This is a genomic window from Clostridium sp. MCC353 (genome assembly GCF_018785315.1).
GTDB lineage: Bacteria > Bacillota > Clostridia > Lachnospirales > Lachnospiraceae > CHH4-2.
Genome location: NZ_WQPN01000056.1, coordinates 24500 through 32938, shown reverse-complemented (window position 1 = coordinate 32938; position 8439 = coordinate 24500). Strand labels below are relative to the sequence as shown.

Here is an 8439-nt window from a genome sequence, read left to right as displayed (position 1 = left end):
ATCCGCAGCAGTGATTTTCCAATCACTGCTGCGGATGCCCCTTTATAAACTATTTCTTCGGTTTTACTCTTATTCCCTTCTATTATGCGATCTGCCCATTTACAAATGGAAATTCATATAATGTATCCGGATCAATATCCAAGCACATAGTACAATCTCGATTCCTGTAAATATCCCATGCAAGGGTGTCATTCATAACTGTACAGGTATCCATAAAAACATCAATATCCCTCAATGGATGAAATTCCTCTTTCTCAAGCATTTTGGACATATCATAACATACAATTTTTCCATCTTCAAAATACACATAAACAGAATAATCTTTCATTGGCATCACTTGTACCACCTTCGGAAACATATTATCACCTCCCAGGCTAAAGGATTAATTCGATTCATCGGCCTCCCATCTTTTGATAATTCCCAATTCTGCATCAATTCATCCTGATGCAGAACTCACCATGCTAAAATTAACTTTAATTGCCCAGACGGCAGGGAACCTTTTATTACTCTTACTCCATCTATTTCAACAATTGCTTTATTCCCATTGCACTCTGCATGAAAATGCGGCGGATTATGATCATCATAATACATTGTCACTCTGATCCCATAAAATAGTGATATTTCTGGCAATATATCGTTCACACTATAAATATATCACAATTTTCATGTAAAAAAACCCACAAACTGAATGTCTGTGGGTTTCTCATCATTACATCTATGCAATTGATTATCTCTTGGAGAACTGTGGTGCACGACGAGCAGCCTTCAAGCCGTATTTCTTTCTTTCTTTCATTCTTGGATCTCTGGTTAAATAACCGGCTTTTTTTAGGATCGGACGGAAATCTGCGTCTGCCTGTAATAAAGCTCTTGAAATACCATGTCTGATTGCTCCGGCCTGTCCGGTGAAACCGCCGCCATGAACGTTAACCAATACATCGAATTTATCAGTTGTTTCCGTAGCAACGAGCGGCTGACGAACTACAACTTTTAATGTTTCAAGACCAAGATACTCATCAATATCTCTCTTGTTGATTGTGATCTTACCAGTACCTGGTACTAAATATACTCTAGCGATAGATTTTTTTCTTCTGCCTGTTCCGTAAAATTTTGAATTTGCCATGATTACTTCCTCCTTTCAGCGCCTTTAATTAAAATTTGATTTCTAAAACTTCTGGTTTCTGAGCAGCCTGTTCATGCTCTGGTCCTGCATATACATGAAGTTTTGTCATCATACTTCTTCCTAAAGGTCCCTTTGGAAGCATACCCTTAACTGCTAATTCCATAACTTTTTCAGGCTTTTTAGCCATCAGTTCACGTAATGTGGTTTCTTTCATACCGCCAACGTAATCTGAGTGGTTGTAATAGATCTTCTGATCTAACTTCTTACCTGTTACTTTGATCTGGTCTGCATTAACGATGATTACATAATCGCCGCAATCCATGTGTGGTGTAAAGATCGGTTTATTCTTTCCTCTTAATACCTTAGCTACTTCTGATGCCAAACGTCCTAATGTATGTCCGGTAGCGTCAACTACGTACCATTTTCTTTCAATTGTTGCTGGACTAGCCATAAAACTCTTCATTGGTTAACCTCCTATAAAAAATCAACTATTGTCTGCTAACTTTATATCTGAAAATGTCTCTACCGGGGCTTTGGCTATCGACACTTCAATCTAACGTCACAGTTTTATATTATATTACACTCTGCCCCGTGTGTCAACCCATTTCTGCCTTATTTTACGTACTTTTTTAGGTATTTGGGCATATTGGGGACACCTTTTTATTTTTTGCAAGATACCACTTACCGGATACTTCCCTTCCACCGGCAGCCGCACCCGCCATTTCCCGTATGCGCTCCCTTTCTTCCTCATCCAGCAGAGATAACGCTATCCGTTCCCCCTCCGGCTCTTCCATCTCATAGAATCCGTAGATATCCCCAGCCTTCAGCCTGTCCTTCTCCAAATCCGCCACGTATACGAAATCGGCCCCGTTTCGGACGATCTGATGGATCATTCTCCGCAGAACTCCCGCCCATTCCTCATCCGCACACCTCTTAATCAGTAAATACCCGGTTTTCTCTTCTTTAATATGGGTCTGCAGAGCCCCATAGCTCCAGTATTTATTCTCCCCTTCCAGCCATTTTGGAAGTTCCGTTTCGTATTCCAGGCTGACCAGGGTCAGCCCTTTTGCCGGCACCTTCGGTCCGGCTTTCTGCCTGTCTCTGGCATCAATGATCTCTTCCACATGTTCCGGCAGATAGACGCCCATGCCCACCTTCATCAGCGTTCCCGCAATAATCCTGACCATATTGTAGAGGAATCCGCTCCCGCTGATCCTTATGGTGATCATATCATCCCTGCGGTCAATATCCAGGCTGTAAATGGTTCTGACCGTCTCTTCCGCCTGGGAACGGACCGTGCAGAAGCTCTTAAAATCATGTTCTCCCACGATAAACCCGGCCGCTGCCTTCATCTTTTCCACATCCAGTGGAAAATAACAAAAATGAGAATACAGGCGGCTGACCGGCATATCGATCTTGCGGTTTAATATCCTGTATTCATAGGTTTTTGTGCAGTTGCATTTTCTGGGATGCCAGTCCAAGGGGACTTCTTCCGATTTTTGGATGCGGATATCTTCCGGCAGGCGCTGGTTCAGCGCAAAACAGATCTTGTCAGCCGGCATCCGGTTTTCCGTATCGAAAATCGCCACATTTCCTAAAGCGTGTACGCCCGAATCCGTCCGGCTGGCTCCGATCACCGTTATTTCTTCCTTTAAAAGCGCGGAGAGATGCTGATTCAGCACCTCTTCGATCGTTATTCCATTGGGCTGTACCTGCCAGCCGCAGTAATTGGTCCCGTCATAGGAGACAATCAGTCTCACACGTTTCATAAAATTCCTCCATACCCAAGCGTTACTGCGCAAATACTGCAAATGCAACAGTTACGTTTCGCAGGCCGATGAGCGCCGCCAGATACGCCGCATAAATCACATACGCAACGCGGTCGGCCCGCTTATAATGCAAAGGCTTCATCTTAGTCCGTCCCTCTCCTCCGCGGTAACATCTGGCCTCCATGGCCATCGCCAGATCCGTTGCCCGGCGAAATGCGGATATGAACAAGGGCACCAGAAGAGGCACCATATTTTTTGCCTTTTGAATCAGGTTCCCGCTCTCAAAATCCGCTCCTCTCGCCATCTGGGCCTTCATGATCTTATCCGTTTCCTCAATCAGAATTGGAATAAACCGGAGGGCTATGGACATCATCATGGACACTTCATGAACCGGAACCTTGACTTTGTTGAGAAATCCCAGGCTTTTTTCCAGCCCGTCCGTCAGCTCATTGGGCGTTGTAGTCAGCGTCATCACAGAAGATCCGATCACCAGAAAGATCAGCCTCAGCCCCATAAATGACGCCGTCCTGATCCCTTCCCAGGATATCTTAAATATCCAGAACCGGACAATCGGCTCTCCCGGCGTCAAAAACAGGTTAAAACTGACGCTTATGAGCAGAAGAAAGATCACTGCCTTTAAGCCCCGCACCATGAATTTAAACGGAACATTGGACATTTTTATTGCAGCCGCCATAAAAGCCGCTGCCGCAATATAAGTGAATATATTATTAGCCAGAAAAAGGGATATGATAAATACCATCGTCCCAAACAGCTTGGTCCTGGGATCCAGCCTGTGAAGCACCGAATCCACCGGATAGTATTGTCCTAACGTAATATCTCTGATCATCGTTTTCTCCTATTTACCAAGCAGGCTTAAAATCGCCGCTTTCGCTTCTTCCACCGTGGTGATGTCCTCATCAATCGGCACGCCATGGTCCTTTAACTCATGAACGATATAGGTGATCTGCGGCGCCGCCAAACCTATGGTTTCCAGCTCCTTGTAATGTTCAAAAACCTCTTTCGGCGCACCGTCAAAAACCTTTTCCCCCTGGTTCATCACCATAAGGCGGTCCGCATACCTGGCTATATCCTCCATGCTGTGGGATACCAGGATAATGGTCATGCCCTTTTCGTCATGAAGCTCCAGGATCTGATCCAGAATCTCATCCCGTCCCTTGGGGTCCAGGCCTGCCGTAGGTTCATCCAGAATCAGAACCTCCGGTTTCATGGCCATCACTCCGGCAATTGCCACACGCCGCTTCTGGCCGCCCGAAAGCTCAAATGGAGACTGTTTCCACAGGTTTTCATCCAGCTTCACCAGCGTCAGCGCCTCCCTGGCCCGTTCTTCAATCTCTTCCTGTGACAGCCCCAGATTCTTGGGCCCATAGCAGACATCAGAAAATACATCAACCTCAAAAAGCTGATGTTCCGGATACTGGAATACCAATCCTACCTTGCTCCTAAGCAGTTTTAAGCTGTAACCCTCCTGATAAATATCCTCACCATTATAATAAATATGACCGGAAGTGGGCTTTATTAAACCGTTCAAATGCTGGATCAGGGTGGATTTTCCCGATCCCGTATGGCCGATGATGCCCACAAACTGGCCGTCCGGTATCTCAAAATTAACATCTTTCAGCGCATACTGTTCAAATGCCGTTCCCTGTCCATATATATAATTCAGATTCTCAACCTTTATTGCCATCGTTCTTCCCCTCATCTTCCAGATGTACCAGGTCCGGATACCTCTCCTTCATAATCGGCAGAAGGTACTTCATAAGTTCCCTGCGGCCTAATATGCCATCCGGCAGGTCAACTCCCGCCTCCTTCAGCTCATATGCCAGCTCCGTCACCTGAGGTACATCCAGCCGGTAAGACTTCAGTTCCCTCACGCGGGAAAATATCTCCTTGGGCGTTCCATCCATCACAATATGTCCTTCATCCATTACGATCACCCGGTCCGCATGAACCACTTCTTCCATATAATGGGTGATCAGAAGGACTGTGATCTTCTCCCTTTTATTCAGTTCCCGTATCGTGCGGATCACTTCTTTCCTGCCGTTAGGATCCAGCATGGCCGTAGGCTCATCCAGCACAATGCATTTGGGCTTCATGGCCATGACGCCAGCAATGGCAACGCGCTGCTTCTGCCCTCCCGACAGCTTATTGGGGGATTTTAAACGGTATGCAGTCATTCCAACGGCTTCCAGGCTCTCATCCACCCGCTTCCATATCTCCTCCGTAGGCACGCCGATGTTCTCCGGCCCGAATCCCACATCTTCCTCTACAATATTCCCGATAATCTGGTTGTCCGGGTTTTGAAATACCATTCCCGCCGTCTTCCTCACATCCCAGATATAGTTCTCATCGGAAGTATCCATTCCCGAAACCCAGACCGTCCCGTCCGTTGGCATGAGGATTCCGTTGATCTGCTTTGCCAATGTGGATTTTCCGGAACCATTATGGCCCAGAATTGCCACGAAAGTGCCTTCTTCGATCTCCATGTTCAACTGGTCAATGGCCCGGTTCACTTCCTCTATATTCTCTTCTTCGTCTCTTCTGACATAGTCAAATATCAATTTACTGGCTTTTATGATTCCCATATTTCGTTCTCTTTTCTTAACATGCTGATGACCACCATTATGTTTCTCAATTTTAGTTGAAATTAACACAACAGTCAAGCAAAAGAGAACGACTTTCGCCGTTCTCCGCTTAAATTTATTATTCTCAGTTCTATTTGTTCCCAGTATAAACGTATATCGCCATTCTGCTTCCAATAAATTTCCGAACACACTGCTGATGCTAAGCAGTTCTCAAATACGCTTTAGGATGGAATCCACATACCCGATGAATCCAGCCGGTATCCATCCACCGTTGTATCAAAAGCCATGACTCCGTTCTCCTGCATATAGTACCATTTTCCCGGTTCCGGCTGAATCCAGCCTGAAGCCATGGCTCCGTCCTTCTGGAAATAATACCAGAAGCCCCCGATCTCCGTCCAGCCTTTCGCCATCCTTCCCTCTTCATCCAGGAAATAACGGCTGCCGTTATCTTCCAGCCATCCTGTTATCGCATACCCGTAATCATCAAAGTGATACCAGGTTCCTGAAATCAGCTTCCAGCCGCTGACTGCCATGGTGCCGTCTTCCATCTGGTACTTATTGCCATCCGCATAATTCCTCCACCTTCCGGCGGTGTCTCCCCTGTTCGACAATTCAACCGTTTTCGAAGTAACCCACGGGCCATCCTCCACATAGCTCTGTTCTGAATTCCTGGCTACGGCCCGGACTTCAAAATAATACTGGTATCCATCCTGCATATAATCGTTGAAATCCGCCCGGTTAGTATTCACCGTAAGTTTGGCGACTGACACTTCATTTTCATACAGCCTCACCTGATACTGCTTTGCTTTTTTTACGGAAGTCCATGCCGCGGTGGTGTCATCTTCCCACCATGTATTCTCCGCAGCCTCTAACCGGACCGTCTCCGCCCCAAACGCAGGATAGGCAGCCGTCAACAGCATCAACACACTCAGTACAGCCCCCCGAAGAAACTTGTGTACTCTCTGTCCCATGCTTTTAATCTCCTATTATGCTATCTTACCCAGACACCGTTGGCGTCCACATAGAAGGTGTCAATTGTGGTATTCACCGCCTTGCTGCCGTCGCCCGGATAGAAGTAATACCACTGTCCCGCTATCTCATACCAGCCTTCCGCCATCACGCCATCGCTGTTCATATAGTAGGTTTTGCCGTTCTGGTTTACCCAGCTGTTTTTCACCATAGCGCCTTCAAAATCGCCAGGATTCTGATTCATATAATACCACTTATTGCCGTCTTTCAGCCATCCGGTGAACATATCGCCATTGCTGTTCAAGAAATAAGTCTGGTTATTCCGATTCTGCCATCCGGTGAGCATCCGGCCGCTGCTGTCAAACAGATACCACTTGTCATTCACTTTCAGCCAGGAATTCTTCTGGTAAGATCCGTCCGGATACTTATAATACCATGTGCCGCTCTGATAAACCCATCCAACCTGGGATGTTCCCGCGTTGGTGGCTCCCTGTCCTCTTCCGTCAGATACATGTTCTTTATTAATGTACATATCGTCAGATTCGGTCCACTCGCTTCTCTTCGCGTATTTTTTATCGCTGCTTGAACTGGGCACCGCCCTCACTTTAAAGGAATAGGTGCCTTCCTTTGTCATATACGGATAAAAATCATAAGAAGTGGCTTTTAAGGATTCCACCTTAGTCACAATGCTGCTTCCACGGTACAAATACACATCATAGGTGTTTGAGCTGACCTCTCCTGCTTTCCATCTGGCTTTTCCATATCCACTGTCTCTCCAGTAAGCGTCCTCTGGCGGATCATAAGTGCCTTCCACGGCTGAAACCTTTAAAGTAACTACCAGATCATCCCCACTCTTTCTCGCCCTCACATAAGTGCCGTTTTTAATGGAAATGTTGCTGGAAGAATAACTTCCCTTAAAATAATGGTCATCGTCGTTGGTCGGTGAAATATAAACCTTCATCTCCGGCTGGTCGCCTACATCCACATCCCTGTTGCGGGACGACGTCCACTCCGCATCCCGGACATAGTACTTGGAATTGGATGTGCTCACCACAATATCGCCGCTGTCGGATGAACCGCTGTTTCCGCCCGATCTGTCCTCCACCGTAATGTCCGGCAGCCGGTCGCCCGGCTCAATGTTGTTATCTATCCGGATAGAAACGGAGGTTATGGCAGAGCTGGCAAATGTGCTGACAGGCATCGCTGCCGCAAGCATCGCTGCTGAAATGGTAATGCTGATAATCTTCTTTAATCCCTTCATGATATCACTCCCCCTGCAAACTATATTATATGTGGAACATACAGTTTTATCTTTCTACTAATATTATAGCCTCTGCATACAGTAAGCGTCAACTTACGATATTCTTTCAACTTTCTAACCGTATAGAAACAACAAAAAAGGCAGAGAATTTCTTCTCCACCTTTTAAATCTTATACTAATTCCAGTAAAACTTCCATAGCGCCATCGCCCTTACGCTGTCCGATTTTAACGATTCTGGTATAACCACCGTTACGGGAAACGTATTTAGGAGCGATCTCGTCAAATAATTTTGCCGGGATATCAACTGATTTTGTGTTTTTCTTCTTTCCAGCAGCTGTTGTAGGTACTTCTGTTACATCGTAAAGAACCTTTAACATCTGTCTTCTGGCATGAAGTCTGGAAGGATTGTCTTTTTTGATCTCTTTTTCAACTTCATCATAAACAGTAACTTTTTTACCGTTAACAACTTCTTTCACTCTCTTGCCGTCTTTGTCCTTACGGGCAACTTTTGCGGTAACTTTAACTGTTTCAAAGTTATCTTTTTCTTTAACGGCTAAAGCGATCAGGCCTTCTGCAACTTTGCGGATTTCCTTAGCTCTCGCTTCTGTTGTAACGATCTTTCCATGGTATAAAAGAGCAGTTACCTGACTTCTGATTAATGCTTTTCTCTGGCTTGAAGTTTTTCCAAGCTTTCTATATCCTGCCATTGTTTCTTTC

At 45.8% G+C, this 8439-nt stretch carries 10 protein-coding genes and 1 pseudogene; all 11 read right to left on the bottom strand.

Going from position 1 to position 8439, the window contains the following annotated elements; translation table 11 throughout:
• Positions 1 to 82: 82 nt before the first annotated feature.
• Positions 83 to 358: a DUF2442 domain-containing protein gene (locus GPL15_RS11675; protein ID WP_215698845.1), complete on the bottom strand. Its 276-nt coding sequence runs from the start codon at positions 356 to 358 to the stop codon at positions 83 to 85.
• A pseudogene (locus tag GPL15_RS11670) lies at positions 334 to 630 on the bottom strand (DUF4160 domain-containing protein). The gene GPL15_RS11675 and the pseudogene GPL15_RS11670 overlap by 25 nt, the downstream one beginning before the upstream one ends.
• A gap of 97 nt (positions 631 to 727) precedes the next feature.
• Positions 728 to 1120, bottom strand: a complete 393-nt coding sequence (gene rpsI, locus GPL15_RS11665; protein WP_215698844.1) for a 30S ribosomal protein S9 — start codon at positions 1118 to 1120, stop codon at positions 728 to 730.
• A gap of 28 nt (positions 1121 to 1148) precedes the next feature.
• Entirely contained in the window at positions 1149 to 1583 is a 435-nt protein-coding gene (gene rplM / locus GPL15_RS11660; protein ID WP_215698843.1) for a 50S ribosomal protein L13, read from the bottom strand.
• A gap of 166 nt (positions 1584 to 1749) precedes the next feature.
• Positions 1750 to 2889 carry a tRNA pseudouridine(38-40) synthase TruA gene (gene truA, locus GPL15_RS11655; protein WP_215698842.1) on the bottom strand — a complete coding sequence of 380 codons (1140 nt, stop codon included), beginning with the start codon at positions 2887 to 2889 and terminating at the stop codon, positions 1750 to 1752.
• A gap of 22 nt (positions 2890 to 2911) precedes the next feature.
• Positions 2912 to 3736 (bottom strand): energy-coupling factor transporter transmembrane component T, encoded by an 825-nt coding sequence (locus GPL15_RS11650; RefSeq protein ID WP_215698841.1) that lies wholly within the window; start codon positions 3734 to 3736, stop codon positions 2912 to 2914.
• A 9-nt stretch (positions 3737 to 3745) separates the two neighbouring features.
• Entirely contained in the window at positions 3746 to 4594 is an 849-nt protein-coding gene (locus GPL15_RS11645; protein ID WP_215698840.1) for an energy-coupling factor transporter ATPase, read from the bottom strand.
• Complete coding sequence (locus tag GPL15_RS11640; protein WP_215698839.1) at positions 4578 to 5492, bottom strand: energy-coupling factor transporter ATPase; 915 nt, start codon at positions 5490 to 5492, stop codon at positions 4578 to 4580. The genes GPL15_RS11645 and GPL15_RS11640 overlap by 17 nt, the downstream gene beginning before the upstream one ends.
• 221 nt (positions 5493 to 5713) lie before the next feature.
• Positions 5714 to 6463 carry a hypothetical protein gene (locus tag GPL15_RS11635; RefSeq protein ID WP_215698838.1) on the bottom strand — a complete coding sequence of 250 codons (750 nt, stop codon included), beginning with the start codon at positions 6461 to 6463 and terminating at the stop codon, positions 5714 to 5716.
• Between the two features lie 20 nt (positions 6464 to 6483).
• Positions 6484 to 7722: an N-acetylmuramoyl-L-alanine amidase family protein gene (locus GPL15_RS11630; protein WP_215698837.1), complete on the bottom strand. Its 1239-nt coding sequence runs from the start codon at positions 7720 to 7722 to the stop codon at positions 6484 to 6486.
• Positions 7723 to 7892: 170 nt separating this feature from the next.
• The gene (locus tag GPL15_RS11625) at positions 7893 to 8429 is read right to left on the bottom strand and encodes a L17 family ribosomal protein (RefSeq protein ID WP_215698836.1); all 537 of its coding nucleotides are present in this window, start codon (positions 8427 to 8429) and stop codon (positions 7893 to 7895) included.
• Positions 8430 to 8439: the final 10 nt, after the last annotated feature.